Origin of the sequence: Rhizobium sp. BK538 (assembly GCF_014197575.1) — a bacterium.
Lineage (GTDB): Bacteria > Pseudomonadota > Alphaproteobacteria > Rhizobiales > Rhizobiaceae > Rhizobium.
Genome location: NZ_JACIFT010000009.1, coordinates 39,980 through 59,226, shown reverse-complemented (window position 1 = coordinate 59,226; position 19,247 = coordinate 39,980). Strand labels below are relative to the sequence as shown.

Genomic DNA, 19,247 nt, shown 5'->3' with positions numbered 1-19,247 from the left:
GGGACAGGAACCCAAGACCTGTGCGTTGAATTGAAGAACGTGCCACGCCTCACGAATTTGTATTCTACGCGCCATAGTGTCTCGATCGAGATCAAGATTTGCCACTGCGGGTCTTGGAGACAAACAAGCCAACAATTTTCATCCCCTGATCCTACCTGCCTCCAGGGGACGTTCGGCAGCGCGCTGAACTGACCTGAGCGCCTACTTGGCCGAGCTTGCGGTTCCACCGAACTTCAAAAGCCCACAACCTATTGAAGCTAGTAGACTGAACAGGGTTCTAGGGCGACTTCGCAAGTCGTTGGTGCGGTGGATACTTTGATCCGGAATGGTTCGACCTTTCGATGGTGGACAAAGATCTCCGCAATGCTCTAAGCGCGAAAGTCAAACGGCGTCTGTATCAACCGAAACCGAAAGCCATCCCGAAGAAATGATTTGGGCGAGGATTCCAGGTGGAACGCCCTCGAAGGGAATCGAACCGCGGAATCGCTGCGACAGACTGATACTTATGCGTTCGAACGTCCCGTGCAGTTGCCCCCATCAATCTTCTTGGGAGACCAGTACCGCAACTGAAGCCAAACCTGAGGAACGTTTGGCGAATTCGCCAACACCGGAACTTCCTAATTTCCGGCCTCTCTGCTTCTAAGCGGCCCGCGATAACACATCGCGTCGACGAACGCGGCAAAAGCCGGGGAGTGCTGTTTGCGGCTGGGATAATAGAGATGATAGCCCTCATAGGAGGGGCACCAGTCACTGAGGACCTCGATGAGGCGGCCGTCCGCAAGATATGGGGCGGCAAATTCCTGCGGGATCCAGCCGAGGCCGAGCCCGTCGACCGCGCCGATGAGCGCGGCGCCGGACGTGTTGAACGTCGCCTGCCCCTCCACGCGTAGGCTGATGTCGCGCCCTTCGGGCGAGCGGAACTCCCATTTCAGCGTGCCGCCAGAGGCCGACAACCGGATATTGATGCAATTGTGCTCGCGCAGATCCTGTGGCGTGACCGGCGGCGCATGACGCGCGAAATAACCAGGCGAGCCGACGACGCTGAAGCGCCAGTCCGGCCCGATCCGTGTCGCCACCATGTCCTTCTCCAGCGCTTCGCCGATCCGCACGCCGGCATCGAAACGCTCCGCGACGATATCGACCAGTGCGTAGTTCATGTCGAGCTCCACGCGGACGTCGGGATATTTCTGCAGGAAGGCGCCGAGCCTCGGCCGGAAGATCGTCTCGATCATCGCGTCGGTGCAGGTGATCCGGATCGTGCCGGCCGGCCGGTCGCGCAGCGAGCCGATCTCGTCGATCTCGGTGGCGATCTGCTCGAAGAGCGGGCCGACCTGCCGCTGCAGACGCTCCCCGGCCTCGGTCGGCGCCACATTGCGGGTCGTCCGCGACAGGAGCCGCAACCCAAGCCGCTCCTCCAGCCCTTTGATTGTGTGGCTGAGCGCCGAGGGCGTAACGCCGAGTTCGGCCGCCGCCCGGGTAAAGCTGCGCTCCCGGGCAACGGCAAGGAAGGCGGTGAGTTCGTTGATCTGGTCGCGTGGCATTGCTGAGCTTATTTCACAGGTGCATCGAGTTTACGGCTGCTAATCGCGATAGGCAATGCGTGTTAGCTTCAGCTTCACCGGGATTTATAGAGCTTTGAGGAGATGAGCCATGTCACGTATCGTCATTATTGGAGGCAGCGGCCATGTCGGCAGTTATCTGGTGCCGGCGCTGGTCGAGCGCGGGCACCAGGTGGTCAACGTCAGCCGCGGCGTCGCCAAGCCCTATCGCCCGTGTGAGGCCTGGAGCCGCATCGAACATGTCGCGCTCGACCGCGCAGCCGAGGAAAAATTCGGCCAGTTCGGCGCCAAGATCGCAGCCCTTGAGCCTGATATCGTCATCGACATGATCGCCTTCGATCTCGCCAGCACCCAGCAGGTGGTCGAGGCGCTGCGCGGCAGGATCGAGCACTACCTCTTCTGCAGCACGATCTGGGTCTACGGCCGCCTATTCACGATGCCCTCCACCGAGGCCGATCCGACCAATCCGATCGATGCATATGGCAGGGGCAAGGCGGAGAGCGAAGCTTGGCTGATGCGCCAGGCCCGGGTTGCCGGCTTTCCTGCCACCTGCTTCCGGCCCGGTCATATCGTCGGCGAAGGCTGGAACCCTATCAACCCAATCGGCAATGCCAATCCGGAGATCTTTTCGCAGATCGCTCGTGGCGACGAACTGGTGCTGCCGAACCTCGGACTGGAGACGGTCCATCACGTCCACGCCGACGACGTCGCCCGCTGGATCATCGCGGCGATCGACAATCGCGCAGCCTCCATCGGCGAAGTCTTCAACATCGTCTCCGAACAGGCCGTGACGCTGCGTGGCTATGCCGAAACGGTCTTCAGCTGGTTCGGCAAGGAGCCGCGCCTTGCCTACAAGCCCTTCGAAGAATGGATCCTCGGCCTCGGAGATTATGCCGAAAACAGCCGCGGCCACATCATCCGAAGCTCCTGTCACTCGATCGAGAAAAGTCGCCAGCGTCTCGACTATCAACCCCGCTACACGAGCTTCGAGGCCGTCAAAGAATCCCTTAGGGCAATGATAGCGTCCGGAATAGTGATTGCTCCAGACGCTCGGCTATGAGCATCGCTCGACACCCTGCGAGTGATCCCGATCCGGTCAGGCCGCACCTGCCTCTCAACCGCTCGCGACGACCTCGCTTATCGCCAGTGCGATCTCGTCTTCGCTGCGGCCGCCATTGATCGCAACGCGTCCGCCGAAGACGAAGTGGGGAACCGAGCGGATACCGGCAGCAGCGGATTGCGCCGCTGCCTGCTCGACGCGCGCATGCCAGGCGGGATCCACCGCAATCGTGCGGCCCTCCAGATGATCAAAGCCATGGTCCGCCGCGATATCGGCGAGTAGATCGGCATCGGAGATATTCTTAGCGCCGAGGAAATGTGCCGCGCAGATCGCCACCGCCAGCGGGTGTTGTGTGCCGCGATCGCGCGCAGCGAGGATCAGCGCATGGGCCGCGTGTGTCGGATAGGTCCAGAGCTGCCGGCTGAGATTGAGCTCCAGCCCGGAGGCGCGGGCCTCGGCCTCGGGCCGCGCGAACGCGGCCTTCGGATCGGAGACGCCGTAGCGGGCGAGAAGCAGGTCCGGAATGTAAAGCCCGTCCGCCGTGCGTCCGGCATCATCAGAACGGGGTGATGCCTGATATCGGCGGCAAGACCCGTGAAGCGCTCGGATAGCACCTTGTCGAGCCGGTGTTGTCCGATGATGCACCAGGGGCAGGTAATCTCGATGTAAAGGTCGATCTGCAACATAACCCCCACCCGCTCAGGCCGAAGGCAGCGGCGGGAGGATGACCTCGAGACGGTCGCGCTTGCTGACGAGGTCCCAAATCTCGTCAGCGATGCCGTCGGGGTTGATCACCGGATATTCTGGACCGAGGGTCATGCCGTTCGCCGTCGCGGCACGAAGGCCGGTCGAGCGGTCGATGAACGCACCGATATTGACCGTGCCGGCATAGATGCCCCTCTCCGCAACCTCGGCATTCAGCGTGAAGGCATAGTTGCGGGCCGCCGCCATCAGCGGGCCGACACCGCTCATTCCCGGCATCGTCACGACAGCCGTCAGTCCGCCGACGATGACGATCGCGCCGTTACCGCGCGCCAACATGCCTGATAGCACCGCATGCGACACCTCGACCGGCGCGAAGGTGAAGATATTGGCCACTGCCCGCAGCTTTCCCGCGTCGAGCTCTACCGCCGGCACGAAGCCGGCGTCCGACGGCACCGGGGCGTAGATCGCGACGTCGATCGAGCCGAAGCGTTCTTCGATGGAGCGCACGAGCGGCGCGATCCCGTCGAGATTGGTGAGATCGGCCGGGAACGCCGCGGCTTCGATACCGGCCTTGGCGAGTTCGGCCACGCGCTCCTCGAGCGGCCCGGCACGCCGCGCAACGAGCGCGACGCGATAGCCTTCGCGGCCGAACCGCAGGGCCAGCGAGCTGCCGAGCCCGGTACCGGCGCCGAATAGGGCAATGGTTTTTCTGTCAGTCATAACATACTCCTGAGATGGTATATTTTACTGACTAGAATTGATATACTGACCACCAACGTCGCAAGAACGCATATTTTCGAGGCCTGGTCACATGCATATGCCTACCCCGCCCAATGAACCGGGCACCGACCCGAGCTGCCGGAAGGTCAACGAGATCCTCGGCCGCATGGGCGACAAGTGGACCGTCATGGCAATCACGATGCTGGCCGAGCGGCCGCGACGCTTCAACGAACTGAAACGGCTGATCGGCGGCATTTCCCAGCAGATGCTTACCCGCACCTTGAAAGCCTTGGAGCGCGACGGGATGGTGAGGCGCAAGGTCTACCCGACCATACCGCCGCAGGTCGAGTACAGCCTGACCGATCTCGGCCGCTCCCTCTCTGACCCTCTGTTACAGCTCTCCATGTGGGTGCTGAACCATCTGCAGGAAATCGAAGCAAATCGTGCCTTGCATGATGGCGAAGCAAGTTAGCGAGAATGGATAACCGGCCCTGCCTGTTGCATTGCCGATCAATGAGTGTTCCGCCTTCCCTTGTTCAGGTGCTCAGCCGTGTGACCTACAGTGAGCCAAGCTGAACCTGTCGCCTTGAAGGGATGCGAACCAACGACCCATTCTGAAATTTATCTAACGTACTGAGTCGTAGGCGCTTCGCAGGGTTAAGATTCTATTATGAAACAGCTATGCGTTTTCTCGCCGCTTGCCGGGACTCCTGGCTAAAGGACGACGCGTCTTTCCATCGCGGCCGACCGCTTGATGGCCTCAATGACTTTCAATGTCTCCAAGCCTTCCCGAGCGCTGACTAAAGGAGCTTCCTCGCCCCGAATGACTTTGCAGAACTGACGGATCTGCATGACAAGCGGATCCTCGTTTTCGAATGCTGCCCTGTCGCGTTCAAATGCCTCGGTCCAGCTTCGCTTTTCGGCATTGCGCCATATTTCCAGCGACGGCACGGCCAGAGATCCGTGTGTTCCGCCGATCATGTAGCAAGTCTGTTCGGTTTTTGGGTAAGCGGGATTTTCTCCCGTCGTCATCTCCCAGCTCCACGGCGCGACAACGGAATCGGACACGGAAGCAGTACCGAGAACACCACTTTTGAATTCGATGAGGATGACCGCGGTTTCCTCGACGGCGTTGCTCCGCACTGCGTTGGATTCATGCGCCTGTACGGCGTTTATATCGCCGCAAAGGAAACGGAGGTTGTCGATGTCGTGAATTAGGTTGAGGAAGACCGGCCCCGCTCCACGCTCTCGCCGCCAGTGGATATCAAAGTACTCGTCCGGCTTGAACAGCCAGAACATCGCATTCACGATCAGGATCCGACCGAGCGTCCCGCTGTCGATGATCTCCTTCGCTTTCTGCATCATCGGATTATGCCGGCGGTGATGTCCCGTCAGCAGCGCCACGCCTTTGGCCTCCGCCATTTGCACAAGCTTCTCGCCGGCGGCGATATCGTGGGCGAACGGCTTTTCGATCAGCGCCGGTACGCCGGCTTCGACGGCTTCCAACCCATTTTGGACATGCAACTGATTTGGCGTCGCGATGATGACTGCGTCGGGGCGCTCGGAAATCATCATGTCTGCAAAGCTGGGGAACCATCTGACACCAGCCTCACTAGCGATTGCTTGCCCGACTGGTGTGGGATCCACAACTGCCGTCAGCTCTGCGGCCGGCTCTTCCATCACATGATTGATATGACGCTTGCCGATTAGCCCCGCCCCAAGGACTGCCAGCTTGACCCGGGTCGCCATCGCTATCAGTCCTTCTTCTCGGTCTTGAGCATGGTCGCAACTCTGCGGATGCCGAGTTGATAGCCTTCGGTACCGAGACCAGCGATGACGCCGTCGGCCCGGTGGGACACGAAGGAGTGGTGGCGAAAACTCTCGCGCTTGTGGACGTTGGAGATATGGATCTCGATGACGGGGCCTTCAAAGGTATTCAGTGCGTCGAGGATAGCGAGCGAAGTGTGAGTGAACGCGGCCGGGTTGATGACAATGCCAGCACCGTCCTCGCGCGCCTGATGGATCCAGTCGATGATCTCGTATTCGCGGTTGCTTTGATGGAAACGGATCTCGTGCCCCAGTTCCGACGCCAACTTTCGGCAGTCCGCCTCGACGTCAACCAATGTCTCGTGCCCGTAGATATGCGGCTGGCGCTTGCCGAGGAGGTTTAGGTTTGGTCCGTTGAGAACGTAGATGAGGCTCATTGCATTTGTCCTTGTTAGGCGTTGCCGGGATCAGGCGAACGCTATGTCCTGAAACGCGAAGTTCGGGTCGGATTCGTAGAGATCTGCGCGAAGCCCAAGCCGACCGGTTTCCAGTGCGGAAGCTGCGACGTCACGCGCAGCTTCAAGCACCGATTTCAGCAGCTCTCGTTTGACCTCCGGAGGACGACCTGGGGCCAAGCGTACGATTATTTGCACAAAGTGGTTGTCGGGATGCTCGTCGCCGACGCATGAGACGGTGGCTTCTCTGGCGAACGTGCGGACCACGGTTGGCTTGACCAGCCCACCGTCGCGGACTCGGCGATGAACCGCGCGGGTCAACTCGTCGATGGCGATACGTTGCGCTGCGCCTCGGCTGTAGTCGATGATAATATGCGGCATGGAGTAGTCCCCCCGATCAGGCCGTCACTCGGCACAGCTCGTCGAAATGGCGCGACATTCGCTCCGTGTCGGGCGACAGGCCTGTAAAGAGCTCGAAGGCCGCGGCCGCTTGAAACACGGTCATTCCTCCTCCTGGGAGCGTCCGGCACCCCTTCTGCTTTGCCAGTGCAAGGAGCTCGGTCACCAAAGGCATGTAGACGATATCCGCCACCCAGTGACGATGCTGTATCCAATCGGGATCTATCGGAAGCCCCGGATGGCTTCGCATGCCAGTCGGCGTGGCGTGGATCAGGCCATCTGCGGCGGCGAGCGCAGCACCGACGTCTCTGACCGTCCTTGCGACCTCTCCTGAAAATCTCTCGTTGAGCTGATCGGCGAGCGTAGAGGCCCGGCGCTCGTCCTGATCAAAAATCGAGAGTTTTTCTATGCCAACTTTCACGGCAGCGTGCGCGACGGCCACCCCAGCACCACCAGCGCCAAGCAGAACAGCATGAGCCTTCGCGACGTTGGGCAAGCCGCACTCGAAATTCTTGTAGAAGCCATACCAGTCGGTGTTGTGTCCGATCCGCTCCCCGTTCTGAAGCACGACCGTGTTTACGGCTCCAAGCATCTCGGCATCTTCGGACAGGCGCGTCAGGTGAGCCAGCACGGTCTGTTTGCATGGGTGGGTGATGTTGGTTCCCGCAAAGCCGCGGCTTTCCAGTTCGTTCAGAAGATCTGGCAGCGCGGAAGGAGGCAATCCGCGCACTATCAAGTCCACGAGCTCGTACTCGTAATCAAGTCCCAGGTGGCGCCCTTCCGTTTCATGGAGCGCCGGCGACTTTGACATTTGGATGTCGGCACCGATTAGGCCGACCAGGAATTTGTTGTTGTCCATGTCTCTGCCCGATCAGTGATGCGCAAGGATTTCGCCGAGAAATGCCCTCGTCCGGTCGTGCTTGGGGTTCTTGAAGAAGGTTTCGGGCTCGGCGTCCTCGATAATCTCTCCGGAAGCCATGAAGATGACCCTGTCAGCGACTTGCCGGGCGAAGCCCATTTCATGAGTCACGCAGATCATAGTCATGCCGTCTCTTGCGAGGCCGATCATGGTGTCGAGAACCTCTTTGACCATTTCGGGATCCAGGGCGGACGTGGGCTCGTCGAAAAGCATCGCTTTCGGCTCCATGCATAGGGCGCGGGCGATGGCGACGCGCTGCTGCTGTCCGCCGCTGAGTTGTGCTGGATACTTTTCCGCCTGATCGAGGATGCGAACGCGCTCGAGATATTTTCGAGCCAACTTCTCTGCGTCGGCACGGCTTGCGCCCCGCACTCTCATGGGTGCAAGCGCGCAGTTTTGCAGGACGGTCATGTGCGGGAATAGATTGAAGTTCTGGAAAACCATTCCGACTTCACGTCGAATGGCGTCGACCGCCTTGGTGGTGCCGTCCAGCACTTGACCTTCCACCACGATATTGCCGCCCTGAATCGGCTCAAGGGCGTTGATACAACGGATCAAGGTGGACTTGCCGGAACCGGACGGTCCGCAAAGGACAATCTTCTCTCCCTTGCGAACCGACAGATCGATGGTCTTCAGGGCGTGGAAGGAGCCGTACCATTTCTCCACTTTATCCAGGGATATCAAGGTCGATTGATCGTTGGGAGAATTGAGCACAGCGCCCTCCATTTATGCTTTACTTGACCGTAAACGGGATGTTGGGGATGGATTCAGGGAACTTGGGAAGATCGATTGCCATCCACTTCTTGGTAATGGCCGCGAGTTCGCCGTTGCCCTTAATCTTGTCGAGGAAGGCGTTGACGGTCTCGTTCCAGTCATGCTCGCCGAGTCGCGTTCCCACGCCGTTGTAAGTCGTCAGGAAGTCGATCTTTCGTTCATACGTTCCGGCACTGGCTGCATCGAGCCTCTGCCCGTAGAACTGATTGCCACCCACTGCCTTTACCTGTCCGGAGATCAGGGCCTGGATAGTGGCCGCGTCATCGTCGAAGCGGCGAAGGGTGGCCGTTGATCCGACCGCGTCGGTTACGGCCTTGTCCTGCGAGCTGGACTTCGGCACGCCTATTTCCCAACCAGCCACGTCGGCCGGCGATTTCACGGTGTCGGCTTTGGCGGCATAAAGCGAAATCGTGTTGGCCGCATAAGGCTTGCTGTACTGGATCGACTTGGCGCGCTCTTGCGTCATCGCCATCGTGGCGAAGAGAATATCGACCTTGCCGGTCGTCAGCGCGGGAATACGGTTCGCTACCGCGAGCGGTTGGAACTGGACTTTCACGCCGAGCTCCTTGGCGAACAGCGTCGCCACGTCGGCATCGAAGCCGTCCTGTTTGCCGCTCGAGTTCACAAAGCCCCAAGGCGCGTTGTCACCTTGGATGCCCACGACGAGCGTTCCCTTCGACTTGATCTCCTCAACAGATGCCGCAGTGGCTGCCGCAGCGCCAACGGCGGCGAAGGTAGCGGTCGCAAGCGCTAGACCGAGAAATTTCCTGCGATTGGTATTCATTGCACTTTCCTCCTCTTGTGCTGTTTACTTCTGCCGAAGCAGGTTTAGCGGGCGGCTTTTGCCATCCGTTTCTCAAGGCCGCTTCCGACATGGGAAAGAGGCCAGCAAATCACGAAGTAGATTATTCCGACGATCCCGAAGACGAGCAGCGGGCGGTAGGTCTGGTTCGATATGATCTGACCAGCCCGGGTCAGTTCGATGAAGCCCACGATCGCCGCAAGCGACGTCCCCTTAATGAGCTGCACAAGAAAGCCGATGGTCGCAGGCATCGAGATCTTCAAAGCCTGTGGCAGAACCACGTCCTTCATTCGGGAGACATAATGCAGGCCAAGAGCGTTCGCGGCTTCGGTCTGCCCTTTGGGAACGGCTTCAATCGAGCCGCGCCATATCTCGCCGAGGAAGGCGCTCGCGTGGAGAGTGAACGCGATCGCGACAGCGACCCAGGCATTGACGTCGATGCCAAGCAAGGCAACGCCGTAGTAGACGACAAAGAGCTGCATCAGGAGCGGTGTGCCTTGGAAGAGCGCGATGTAGCCAGATGATGCAAGCCGGGCGAACCGATGCTTCGACGTGCGCATAAGCGCGATCAAAATGCCGAATACGCCTCCGCCAGTGAAACCGATAATCGCCAGCAATACGGTCCATTTCAGACCCTGCAGGAGGAAGAACAGCTCGTTTTCGCCGATGGAATCCATGAGCGCCTCCTATCGAGTCGGATAATTGAAGTAGGAACGGGAGATCAGAGCGAAGATTCCCATCATTAGGCTTGAGATGACCAGGTAGATTGCGGTCACGGTGAAGTAGACTTCGAAGCTTCGGAACGTATCGGACTCGATGCGTTGCGCCGCGGATGTCAGCTCATATGCGGCGATCGAGGTGCACACCGACGTGGTCAAGGTCAGCATCACGAATTGGCTTGTCAAAGATGGATAGATCGCCCGCAGTGCCGGCTTGAGAACGATGAGCCGGAAGACGTCGGCCTTGTGCAGCCCGAGCGCAAAGCCAGCTTCGATCTGTCCCTTGTTGATGCTCTCAACGCCCCCGCGGATGATCTCGATAGCGTAGGCGCCTCCGTTGATCCCCAGCGCGATGATTGCGGTGACCGTCGGGTTCAGGCGGATGCCCATAAGCGGAAGGGCGAAGTAGATAAAGAAGATCTGCACGAGGAACGGCGTGTTGCGGACGACTTCGACGAACGCGACGACCGGAGCGCGAACCCACGCGGTCTTCGAGGTTCTTGCTGCAACGCCCAGGATTCCGATCACGAGAGCGAGCAGCATCCCGGCGAGGGCGAGACCCAACGTTCCAAGCGAACCCCAAACCAATTCCGGGGCGCGGTCGAAGACCGCGCCAAAATCAAACCTGTAACCCATGTGTTGGCTTCCTCCACTCGGCGCGGCTCTCGCCCCGCCGGCGCCGCGATTACCGATCCAGCTTAAGTATTCGTAAGGCCCCTTCGAACAGGCGTTTCAAATGCTCCTCCGCGTCTGCCGAGCCTGGAAGAGGTACTTCGACCGAGACCGATGCGGCCCCGTCGGCTATTGCAACCAGTTCACCCAGCGGCAATTCGCCCTCGCCGGGAGCAAGACGCTTGCCTCGGGCCTCCGCGATCATGGCCTCGGCAGTGCTCGGAGCGGGTCCGGCGACGTCGCACAACTGGACGTGCTTGACCCTGTCGATCTCGGCGCGCAGCGATGTCAACGTTCCGCCGTTCCTGAAGAAATGCACTCCGTCAACGAGTGCGCCGGCATTGGGCGCGCCGCTCGATTTCAGGAGATTGACGCTGTCAGCGAAGGTTCTGACCGTCCGCCAGCCCATGTTCTCGATATCGACTGCCAATCCGTAGCCGCTTGCAAGGCCGCAGAATTCGGTGAAGTTCGACTGTAGCCTGCTCCGTTCCGGATCGTCGCCGCACGCGCTTAGACGTTTGGCTCCGATGTTGGCAGCCGCAGCCACTATGGGTTCTAGAGACGAGGCGTTGAACGAGGGATCGATGACGAAGAACTCGATATCGAAGACCTCGAGCGCTTCGCCGCGCAGTACGGCTTTCAATTCTTCCGCTGCGCGGCCGCCTACAGGCAGCTCGTAGTACGGTGCACCAGGAAAGGCCGGATTCAGCCTCAGTCCAACCCTGGAAAAGCCCGCCCCCGCTGCGGCCTTCGCAAAATCGCTCGGCGTCAGGGAGATGGCGGAGAAGTGCGCCACGCCAATCTTTTGCTCTGATTTTGATCCAGGCACCACCATCACACGATCCCTTTCGTCGCGAGATGATTTCGAAGGTTCGTCCCAGTGCGGTGAATGTGCTGTCGCAGTTTCTCGCTGGCGTATTCGATATCCCGCGCGACCGCTCCTTGCGCAATCTCGCTGTGCTCCTGCCCGACGTTCCGGTCGCCGGAAGTCCTGATGAGGAAGACCCGGCGGTATCGATCATTCAGGTTCAGCAAGAGGCCGCAGAAATGCAACAGGAGCGGTTTGCCGCAGCCGGAAATGAGCGTGAGATGGAATTCCCGGTGAAGTGCCTCCCATTGCTCAAGCGTCTCAGGCCGTGAGGCATCTCGATCCGTGCGGTTCAGGCGATGGAGCGAGCGCATTATATTGCTCTCCCACTCGACATCGCCGATACGTATGGATTCCCGCAGCGCGAAGACTTCGAGCTCTTCGCGCAGCGTCGTGATTTCTTCCAGATTCGCCAGCGAGATCGGAGCTACGCGATAGCCGCGGTTGTCCTGAAACTCCACCAGGCCGTCGGAGATGAGGCGGGCAAGTCCCTCCCTCAGAGGGCTTAAGCTAACGTTGAACGTGCGTCGCGCCTTGTCGAGATTGATCTTGCTGCCGGCCTTCAGCTCGCCAGAGATGATCGCCTCGCGCAGACGCGACGCCAGCTGGCTTCCGATAGTGTTCTTGCCATCATCGGAAAAACCCGCGGACACTGTCTCCTCGTCTGTCATTGGCGCAGAGGCGCTGTCGTCGGTCGAGCTCATCCCTACTCCCTAGCAATTTTGATCAACTGTCGATGATCGATATGATAAACGATTATTCATGTCAACGAGAAAACGAAGGCGAGTCCGTTTTGTAGCTAAAGCCAGATTGCTTCATGACTTTAAGTCAATATCTTCAATATCTTAATGTAATGATGAGCCAATTTCCTCCCCACCCGCGGAAAAGGTCGTCGTAACACTCATTGACAAATAATCGATTATTTTTAATAGTCGGAGCCATTGGGAGGTAGCCCTATGGCCATAAAAACTGAAGGCGAGTTGACGCCTGCCGTCCTCGCGGTGATGAACAAAACCGAGGATCCACGCCTGCGAGAAATCCTCGGAGCGATGGTGAAGCATCTCCATGCATTCGTGCGGGAGGTGAAATTGTCCGAAGCCGAGTTCCGCGAAGCTACGGCAATACTCAACGAGATCGGACAACTGCAGACGGACAGCCACAACGAGTTTGTTCTCATGGCCGGATCCCTCGGCGTATCCTCGCTGGTTTGCCTTTTGAACAACGGCGACGGCGGCCAGACGGAGACGTCGCAGTCTCTTCTCGGCCCGTTCTGGCGCCTGAACTCTCCCCGTGTCGAAAACGGCGGTACGATCGTCCGCTCCGACACGCCAGGCACGCCACTATATGTCCGCGCCAGGGTGGTAGACCGGGACGGCAGGCCGATCGCTGGTGCCGAGGTCGACGTTTGGCATGCTTCTCCTGTTGGGCTCTATGAAAATCAGGATCCCGATCAGGCTGAGATGAACCTTCGGGGCAAGTTCACCACAGACGTCGGCGGCCGCTTCTGGTTCAGGACCGTGAAGATGGTCGGATACCCGATCCCCGTCGACGGCGTCGTCGGCCGACTGTTAAAGGCGCAGGGACGTCACCCGAACCGACCAGCGCATCTTCACGCCCTGATCTTCAAGCAGGGATACAAGACGCTGATTTCCCAGGTCTTCGATCCAAGCGATCCGAACATCGATTCCGACGTTCAGTTTGGAGTGACGGCAGCCCTGACCGGCGACTTCGTCCTCCATCACGAACCGCATCCGTCCGAACCCGGCGTCGGCGGCCCCTGGTTCTCACTCGACTACACCTACGTCATGGAGCCCGGCGAAGCCGTGCTACCGCGCCCACCAATCAAATGACCAACGACAGAGCCGAACCGATGATCACAGAACAGGAACGCCAAGAGGCGGCCAACGCCCTTCTGAAGGCAGAAACCGACCGCAAGCCAATCGTTCAACCGAGCAAGACCTACCCCGGTCTGGAGCTTGAAGACGCCTACAAAATTCAAGCGCTCTGGGCGCAGGCTCGGACTGCGAAGGGTGCTCGGGTCGTAGGCCACAAGATCGGCCTTACGTCGCGCGCGATGCAGATGGCATCCAAGATGACCGAGCCCGACTATGGTGTCATCCTCGACGACGCCCTCTTCAACGACGGAGCACAGATCAAGGCGGACCTCTTTATCAAACCCCGCCTCGAAGTCGAGCTCGCCTTTGTGATGGGCGAGGATCTTGAGGGGCCCGGTACGCGGATCTACGACGTGATGAGGGCGACTGAATTCGTAGTTCCGGCTCTCGAGATCATCGACTATCGCACCGAGGTTCCGAGGGCGATCACCGACACGATCGCTGACAATGCCGCTTTTGGGGCGATCGTTGTAGGGGGTCGCATCATTCGCCCCATGGACATCGACATCCGCTGGGTGGGCGCCACCCTCTCGAAGAACGGCATTATCGAGGAATCCGGTGTTTCTGCCGCAATCATGGGCCATCCGGCGGCGGGGATCGCTTGGTTGGTAAACAAGCTCCATGCAGTGGGCGGCGGTTTGAAAAAGGGGCAGATCGTGCTGGCCGGCTCTTTCACCCGCCCTGTGGACATCGCCCAGGGCGACGTGATCCAGGCCGACTATGGCCCCGTCGGCTCAATCGGCGTCTCATTCGTGTGAGGATCTAATGGAACTTCCCGTAAACAGCTTCAAGCGAAAACTCCAGGCCGGTCAAAGTCAGATCGGATTGTGGTGCGGCCTTCCGGGCAGCTATACAGCGGAAATCGTCGCACCGTCCGGTTTCGACTGGCTGCTTTTCGATACCGAGCATTCTCCCAGCGACGTCCTCACTGTGCTTCCACAGTTGCAGGCGATCGCGCCGTACGACGTCTCCCCCGTGGTGCGCCCGGCCTTCAACGACCCTGTATTGATCAAGCGTTTTCTGGATATTGGCGTCCAGACGCTTCTCATTCCATATGTGCAGAATGAACAGGAGGCGAAGGCGGCCGTGGCCGCGACTCGTTACGCACCGCGAGGAATTCGTGGCGTATCCGCCCTCACCCGCGCCACCCGTTTCGGGCGCGTGCCGAACTACGCACAGATTGCGGAACAGGACATCTGCCTCTTGCTGCAGATCGAGACACGAGAGGCGCTCGATCAGCTTGAAGCCATTGCAGAGGTCGACGGAGTCGACGGGATCTTCATCGGTCCGGCGGACCTGGCAGCCAGCCTCGGCCATCCTGGCCAACCAGGACATCCCGAGGTAGTTTCGGCAATCGAGAATGCGATCGCGCGCTTGAAAGCCGTCGGTAAGCCTTCGGGCATCTTGACGGCTGACGAGAAGCTTGCGGCTCGCTGCATTGCGCAGGGAACGCTATTCACGGCGGTTGGCGTAGACGTTGCCCTCCTTGCCAGAGGATCGGAAGCACTCGCGTCCAGGTTTTCGCGCTAGGGAGACGTAGCATGTTCAATCTGGAGCAGGTCCGGTCGGAGATAGCACCGGCTGGAACCATTAGGGCCGCCGTCAACATGTCGAACACAGCGTTGATTCGCTGGGACGAAAACGCCCGCGCCTTAGTGGGACCTAGCGCGGAAATTGCGGATAGGATCGCCCACGAACTTAATAGAGGGCTTTCTCTGATGCGATACGGATCGGCTGCGGATATTCTTTGCGCTGCCGACGGCGGTGAGTGGGACATCGCCTTCATGGCGTCAGACCCATCAAGAACCGATCGCTTCAGCTTCTCGCCTCCCTATATCTCGGTCGAAGCCACCTACCTGGTTCCGGTAGCTTCACCTTACCGGACGGCGGACGAGCTGGATTGCACCGGAATTCGCATCGCTTCCGCGCGTAGCGCCGCCTATACGAAGCAGCTTGAGCGAACACTCAAACGAGCGACGGTGCTACATGCCGACAGCCCCACGGCGGCTCTCGACTTTCTCGCCGACCGAGAATGCGACGCGGCGGCTGGACTGACCGAATTCCTCTTCAACGCCTCGGAGCGGATGGAAGGCTTCCGGATGGTAGACGGAGTGTTTTCGCGAATTCCTCAGACGATCGCGGTGCACAAACGGGCCACCAACGCCTCGCTCTTCATCGCGGACTTCGTGCAGCGTTTGGCGACATCCACTGGGCAAGGAGACGTCTGACTTACCAGGACGATCGCACAAAGTCCCAAACGACCAGACGCGCTCGGGGTTGCCGTTACGCTACAGGAGCGGGCGTTGCGGCTGGGCAGCGCGCGCGCCGCCGACAGGTTCGACCTGGTTATCGGGGCTGCCGGCAGCGAGAACCAGCTGGTACTCTCCTGCGTCTTCCTCCAGGCTTCGCCGCTGCCCTTGATGGACGGCCAGGTGCTGACCGCTCTCTCTGCCGATCCGCGTGTCGCCTGGGCCGCCCCGATCGGCTTCGGCGATTCCTTCAGGGGCTACCCGATCGTCGGCACGACGACGGCGTTGGTACACAGTCTCACTGCGGCCTGAGCGACGGCAAGATGTTTGCCAGAGAGGGCGAGGCCGTGATCGGCGCAAGCGTCACCCTCAAGCTGGACGACCAGATCAAGCCAATGCACGGCTCGGCGGAGGAAGGGGGACATACCCATACCCAACCTGCCTATCATGTCGTTGGCCGTCTGAAGCCAACGGGCACTGCTTGGGATCGCGCCGTGCTGGCGCCGATCCAGGCCGTCTGGCATATCCATGGCATGGGCGGCCACCACGATGAGGTCGAGGAGAGCGATCACCACGACGAGCATGACCAGGTGGTCGAGATCCATGCAGAAGACGAGCATCATGCCGTTGATCCGGATGCGCCCGTCGATGAAACCTGGGACGCAGCTGTTCCCGGCCTGCCAGCGATTCTGGTGAAACCTAAGACCATCGCCGACGCCTATAAGCTCAGGCAGCAATACCGCGCCGGCGCGACAGTCGCGGTTTTCCCGGCCGAGGTGCTGACCCGGCTCTATGCGACACTTGGTGACGCCAAGCGCGTGCTGTTTGCCGTTGCCGCCGGATCGCAGACACTGGTCGCCGCGTCCCTGCTGCTGGTCACTGTCATGCATGTTGGCCAGCGGCGGCGGCAGATCGGTGCGCTCCGAGCCTTCGGTGCACCGCGACGGGCACTGTTTTCGATCGTCTGGCTGGAGCTGTTCGTGCTGGTGGCCTTGGGCTTGGTTCTCGGCTTTGCGCTCGGCTACGCGGCAGCACTAGCGATCGCCGGCATCGTGGCAGGCGGCAGCGGCGTCATGATGCCCGTGGGCTTCGCGCGCGAAGACGCCGGGTTCGCAGCAGCGCTGTTTGCCTTTGCGGCACTGATTTCATCCGTGCCCGCCATCCTCGCCTACCGCCAGCCGCCAGCACCGGCACTCCGCGGGTGACCGGAGACAATTCTGCACTCTGCTTAACTCCCACGCGAACGGTTCCAACCATCGGTTCGGACGATATTGGGAAGTCAATTCTTATGTCTCGCCTTCATATCCACCCGCTCCTGCCCTATCTGCTCCTGCTGTTCGTCGGAACGAATTCTTTTCAACGCGCGCCCCATGTGATCGAGCTGTCCCGCTTCATCAGACGGCTTCCTTGTCCGTCGCCACATCGATCAATGTGGGATAGTCCGTGAAGCCCCTCTCTGTCCCACCGAAGTACGTCGCGCGGTCAGCCTCATTCATTGGCGCCCCAACCTTCAGCCGATCGATGAAGTCCGGGTTAGCCAACGCCATCTGGCCATAAGATTCGAGATCGGCCAGTCCTGTGGCTATGTCTGCGCCGATCTCATCGCGAGGACGTCCGGGTCTGTTGATGATCAGGGCTCGATGCCAAAGCTTGCGAATGTCCACCAATCGTTCTTCGACGCCGCTGTGCATGATATGAAGGTACGCCAGTCCTAGCTTGTCGAGTGCGCCAACGAGGTGACGGTAGAGGGCCGACCCCTCGGTACCCTCGTCGATACCCCACATCGTGATGCCGGGTGACAAACGGATGGCGGTACGGTCGGCGCCGATCTCTTCCGCGATCGCTCTGGCGACTTCCAGCGCGAAACGGGAACGGTTCTCGATCGAGCCACCGTATTCATCGGTGCGGGTGTTGGCGCTGGGGGCGAGAAACTGTTGCACCAGATAGCCGTTCGCGCCATGAACTTCGACGCCGTCCGCTCCGGCCTCGATCGCGCGACGTGCAGCGTCTCGGAAGTCAGCCACGGTCTGACGAACCTCGTCCGTCGTCATGGCGCGTGGTGTGGGAATGTCCTGCATGCCCGTGGGCGTGAACATGGGAACGCCCGGCGCAATGGCCGAAGGCGCTGCGCCCTGACGATGATGCGGCGTATTGTCGGGATGCGACATGCGGCCCGCATGCATCAGCTGCACGAAGATGCGGCCGCCGTTGTTGTGGACGGCGTCGGCCACCTTCCTCCATCCTTCGACATGGGCGTCCGTGTAGATGCCCGGAGTTGTGAGGTATCCTTGCCCATCGTCGGAGGGTTGCGTGCCCTCGGTGACGATCAGGCCGACGGCTGCCCGCTGCGCATAGTATTCGGCGGCCAGTTTGCTTGGTGTGCCATCGGCATTCGCGCGGGACCGGGTCATGGGCGCCATGACGAGACGGTTCTGAAGTTCAATGCCGCCCAGGGTGACAGGTGTAAAGATATCGCTCATTGCCGTTTTTCCTTCGTTGGTCACCCTCATATGGACTTGCTCATCCAACGGGATAACCCTAGGAAAATGGGAAACATTATCCATCCAGTGGAGCAATGCTTTGGATTACCTGAACGACATGGCACTGTTCGTCGAGGTGGTGAAGACGCGGAACTTCCGCCGTGCTGCCGCCGTTCTTAGAATGCCGAACTCGACCCTTTCGCGTCGGATCGCTCTCCTTGAGGAAGGCATCGGGTTAAGGTTGCTCAACCGGACAACGCGCAAGATTGAACTCACCGAAGCCGGGCAGCTCTACTACGAGCGGTGCAGCCGCATCGTCGACGAAGCTCGAATTGCCTACGAGGAGCTTGGCGACATGGTCGCGCAGCCCACAGGCGTTCTGAAAGTTTCGTTGCCCGTCGATTTCGCGACGACATACGTCGCGCCGTTGCTACCGGAATTCGCAGCACTCTATCCCGGGATCAGCTTCGATTTCGATCTGACGCCGCGCAACGTGGACCTCGTTGGAGAGCCTTTCGATCTGGCGATCCGAATGAGAGCGCCCGAAAACGCAACGCTCATCAGCCGCGTTATCACCCGGATTTCCGCACAGTTCTACGCTGCACCGGAATATCTTCAGGTCAACGGCGAGCCCTCGAAGCCGGCAGATCTCGAGCAGCACCAGTGTCTGACGATGCCCACCATGCCGAGCTGGCCCGTACATTCCGCTGCAGGTACCGCCGATCCCAAGGTCGAAAGCCGCTTTCGTGTGAACAGCGTCTCGATGATCCGCAAGCTGGCAGTATTGGGGATGGGCATTACATTCCTACCTGAACGGATCGTCGCCGATGACGTCGCGGCAGGGAGGCTACAGCGCATCCTGCCGGATTGGCAGGGCGCGGCGCAGCCGATCTTCGCGGTCACGGAGACGCGGCTGCTGCCTGCGAAGACACAACGTTTCATAGACTTCGTGAAGGAGCGGCTTCGGGAGGCTAACTGATGCGGCGTCGGCCAGCACGACGTCGTCGCCGGTCTAAACAACGTCCTGGCTCTGTTCAATCTGCACGAACGTCCGGTCCGTTCGTCCTCGCCGAAGCGGAAACGTGCCAAACGGCATCAAGATTGCGACAGCGACCCGCCCCGGCACCGTCGCCGATCTGTTTAAAGGCCAGTCGCCTCGCGGTACTCGGATAGAGCGGCTCAAAAAAATTCCACCGCGTAACAC

General features: G+C 59.9%; 22 protein-coding genes and 2 pseudogenes. 9 read left to right on the top strand and 15 right to left on the bottom strand.

The window, feature by feature from the left end:
• Positions 1-296: 296 nt before the first annotated feature.
• Positions 297-431 (top strand): annotated as a pseudogene (locus tag FHX09_RS29815) (plasmid pRiA4b ORF-3 family protein); the annotation flags it as partial.
• A gap of 186 nt (positions 432-617) precedes the next feature.
• Here the strand turns inward: FHX09_RS29815 and FHX09_RS12865 are convergent.
• A complete protein-coding gene (locus FHX09_RS12865) occupies positions 618-1,541 on the bottom strand; it encodes a LysR family transcriptional regulator (protein WP_132591307.1) in 924 nt (307 codons plus the stop codon).
• A gap of 109 nt (positions 1,542-1,650) precedes the next feature.
• Between FHX09_RS12865 and FHX09_RS12860 the strand changes: the two genes are divergently transcribed.
• On the top strand, positions 1,651-2,619 hold the full coding sequence (locus FHX09_RS12860; protein WP_007787834.1) for an NAD-dependent epimerase/dehydratase family protein: 969 nt from the start codon (positions 1,651-1,653) through the stop codon (positions 2,617-2,619).
• Between the two features lie 54 nt (positions 2,620-2,673).
• On the opposite strand, the gene FHX09_RS30470 is transcribed toward FHX09_RS12860, so the two are convergent.
• From FHX09_RS30470 to FHX09_RS12850, 3 genes are read right to left on the bottom strand one after another with little or no spacing between them, the layout of a single operon-like run.
• Positions 2,674-3,057: a DsbA family protein gene (locus FHX09_RS30470; RefSeq protein WP_348649170.1), complete on the bottom strand. Its 384-nt coding sequence runs from the start codon at positions 3,055-3,057 to the stop codon at positions 2,674-2,676.
• Positions 2,997-3,305, bottom strand: a complete 309-nt coding sequence (locus FHX09_RS30465; protein ID WP_348632825.1) for a DsbA family protein — start codon at positions 3,303-3,305, stop codon at positions 2,997-2,999. Before FHX09_RS30465 ends, FHX09_RS30470 begins: the two co-directional genes overlap by 61 nt.
• Positions 3,306-3,318: 13 nt before the next feature.
• On the bottom strand, positions 3,319-4,044 hold the full coding sequence (locus FHX09_RS12850; protein ID WP_184450101.1) for an SDR family NAD(P)-dependent oxidoreductase: 726 nt from the start codon (positions 4,042-4,044) through the stop codon (positions 3,319-3,321).
• A 91-nt stretch (positions 4,045-4,135) separates the two neighbouring features.
• On the opposite strand from FHX09_RS12850, the gene FHX09_RS12845 reads away from it, so the two are divergent.
• Positions 4,136-4,516 (top strand): helix-turn-helix domain-containing protein, encoded by a 381-nt coding sequence (locus FHX09_RS12845; RefSeq protein WP_007787828.1) that lies wholly within the window; start codon positions 4,136-4,138, stop codon positions 4,514-4,516.
• 242 nt (positions 4,517-4,758) lie between these two features.
• Here FHX09_RS12845 and FHX09_RS12840 read toward each other — a convergent pair whose 3' ends face one another.
• Genes FHX09_RS12840 through FHX09_RS12795 form a run of 10 tightly spaced genes read right to left on the bottom strand, consistent with a single transcriptional unit; the run spans position 4,759 to position 12,123 of the window.
• Positions 4,759-5,793, bottom strand: a complete 1,035-nt coding sequence (locus FHX09_RS12840; protein ID WP_132591304.1) for a Gfo/Idh/MocA family oxidoreductase — start codon at positions 5,791-5,793, stop codon at positions 4,759-4,761.
• 5 nt (positions 5,794-5,798) lie between these two features.
• The gene (gene aroQ / locus FHX09_RS12835; protein WP_132591303.1) at positions 5,799-6,248 is read right to left on the bottom strand and encodes a type II 3-dehydroquinate dehydratase; all 450 of its coding nucleotides are present in this window, start codon (positions 6,246-6,248) and stop codon (positions 5,799-5,801) included.
• A 30-nt stretch (positions 6,249-6,278) separates the two neighbouring features.
• Positions 6,279-6,647: a 5-carboxymethyl-2-hydroxymuconate Delta-isomerase gene (locus FHX09_RS12830; RefSeq protein WP_132591301.1), complete on the bottom strand. Its 369-nt coding sequence runs from the start codon at positions 6,645-6,647 to the stop codon at positions 6,279-6,281.
• A 16-nt stretch (positions 6,648-6,663) separates the two neighbouring features.
• Positions 6,664-7,524 carry a shikimate dehydrogenase gene (locus tag FHX09_RS12825; RefSeq protein ID WP_132591299.1) on the bottom strand — a complete coding sequence of 287 codons (861 nt, stop codon included), beginning with the start codon at positions 7,522-7,524 and terminating at the stop codon, positions 6,664-6,666.
• 12 nt (positions 7,525-7,536) lie between these two features.
• A complete protein-coding gene (locus tag FHX09_RS12820) occupies positions 7,537-8,310 on the bottom strand; it encodes an amino acid ABC transporter ATP-binding protein (protein ID WP_165933126.1) in 774 nt (257 codons plus the stop codon).
• A 7-nt stretch (positions 8,311-8,317) separates the two neighbouring features.
• The gene (locus tag FHX09_RS12815) at positions 8,318-9,142 is read right to left on the bottom strand and encodes a transporter substrate-binding domain-containing protein (protein ID WP_132591295.1); all 825 of its coding nucleotides are present in this window, start codon (positions 9,140-9,142) and stop codon (positions 8,318-8,320) included.
• 44 nt (positions 9,143-9,186) lie between these two features.
• Complete coding sequence (locus FHX09_RS12810) at positions 9,187-9,837, bottom strand: amino acid ABC transporter permease (protein WP_184450100.1); 651 nt, start codon at positions 9,835-9,837, stop codon at positions 9,187-9,189.
• A 9-nt stretch (positions 9,838-9,846) separates the two neighbouring features.
• A complete protein-coding gene (locus tag FHX09_RS12805; RefSeq protein ID WP_132591291.1) occupies positions 9,847-10,515 on the bottom strand; it encodes an amino acid ABC transporter permease in 669 nt (222 codons plus the stop codon).
• A gap of 49 nt (positions 10,516-10,564) precedes the next feature.
• Positions 10,565-11,386: a sugar phosphate isomerase/epimerase gene (locus tag FHX09_RS12800; protein ID WP_184450098.1), complete on the bottom strand. Its 822-nt coding sequence runs from the start codon at positions 11,384-11,386 to the stop codon at positions 10,565-10,567.
• Positions 11,386-12,123 (bottom strand): GntR family transcriptional regulator, encoded by a 738-nt coding sequence (locus FHX09_RS12795; RefSeq protein ID WP_132591287.1) that lies wholly within the window; start codon positions 12,121-12,123, stop codon positions 11,386-11,388. Before FHX09_RS12795 ends, FHX09_RS12800 begins: the two co-directional genes overlap by 1 nt.
• 252 nt (positions 12,124-12,375) lie before the next feature.
• Here FHX09_RS12795 and FHX09_RS12790 point away from each other — a divergent pair, with 252 nt between their 5' ends.
• The 5 genes and pseudogenes from FHX09_RS12790 to FHX09_RS12770 form a co-directional block, all read left to right on the top strand.
• Positions 12,376-13,269 carry a dioxygenase gene (locus tag FHX09_RS12790; RefSeq protein ID WP_184450096.1) on the top strand — a complete coding sequence of 298 codons (894 nt, stop codon included), beginning with the start codon at positions 12,376-12,378 and terminating at the stop codon, positions 13,267-13,269.
• Between the two features lie 20 nt (positions 13,270-13,289).
• The gene (hpaH, locus tag FHX09_RS12785) at positions 13,290-14,072 is read left to right on the top strand and encodes a 2-oxo-hept-4-ene-1,7-dioate hydratase (RefSeq protein WP_132591283.1); all 783 of its coding nucleotides are present in this window, start codon (positions 13,290-13,292) and stop codon (positions 14,070-14,072) included.
• Positions 14,073-14,079: 7 nt separating this feature from the next.
• Positions 14,080-14,844, top strand: coding sequence for a 4-hydroxy-2-oxoheptanedioate aldolase (gene hpaI / locus FHX09_RS12780; RefSeq protein WP_132591281.1), 765 nt, complete (start codon positions 14,080-14,082; stop codon positions 14,842-14,844).
• Between the two features lie 11 nt (positions 14,845-14,855).
• Positions 14,856-15,542 (top strand): transporter substrate-binding domain-containing protein, encoded by a 687-nt coding sequence (locus FHX09_RS12775; RefSeq protein WP_132591279.1) that lies wholly within the window; start codon positions 14,856-14,858, stop codon positions 15,540-15,542.
• 39 nt (positions 15,543-15,581) lie between these two features.
• Positions 15,582-16,768 (top strand): annotated as a pseudogene (locus FHX09_RS12770) (FtsX-like permease family protein); the annotation flags it as partial.
• A gap of 189 nt (positions 16,769-16,957) precedes the next feature.
• Here the strand turns inward: FHX09_RS12770 and FHX09_RS12765 are convergent.
• On the bottom strand, positions 16,958-18,043 hold the full coding sequence (locus FHX09_RS12765) for an alkene reductase (protein ID WP_184450094.1): 1,086 nt from the start codon (positions 18,041-18,043) through the stop codon (positions 16,958-16,960).
• A gap of 100 nt (positions 18,044-18,143) precedes the next feature.
• On the opposite strand from FHX09_RS12765, the gene FHX09_RS12760 reads away from it, so the two are divergent.
• On the top strand, positions 18,144-19,022 hold the full coding sequence (locus FHX09_RS12760) for a LysR family transcriptional regulator (protein ID WP_184450092.1): 879 nt from the start codon (positions 18,144-18,146) through the stop codon (positions 19,020-19,022).
• The last annotated feature ends 225 nt before the right edge of the window (positions 19,023-19,247 follow it).